Origin of the sequence: Streptomyces galbus (genome assembly GCF_005280195.1) — a bacterium.
Taxonomy (GTDB): Bacteria; Actinomycetota; Actinomycetes; order Streptomycetales; family Streptomycetaceae; genus Streptomyces; species Streptomyces galbus.
In genome coordinates, this window is sequence record NZ_SZPR01000103.1 from 1 (window position 1) to 267 (window position 267).

1 protein-coding gene is annotated in these 267 nt (G+C 73.8%); it reads left to right on the forward strand.

What is annotated here, in order from left to right:
- The coding region (locus E4U92_RS35715; protein ID WP_206666498.1) for a hypothetical protein at positions 1-267 on the forward strand (267 nt) is incomplete at both ends.

Here is a 267-nt window from a genome sequence, read left to right on the forward strand (position 1 = left end):
TCGGGCCGGTGTTCTTCCTCGTGTCCGCGCAGGCGCCGCTGATGCAGCGCTGGTTCGCCGCCGATCCCGCCGCCGGCAACCCTTACGCGCTCTACGCCGCGTCCAATCTCGGCAGCTTCGCCGGGTTGATCTGCTATCCGCTGCTGGTGGAGCCGCTGCTGCCGCTGAAGGCGCAGGGCTGGGGCTGGAGCGCGGGCTACCTGCTGCTGATCGCGCTGGTCGCGGCTTGCGCCGCCGTGCGACGGGGCGCGGCCGGTGCGCCGGGCG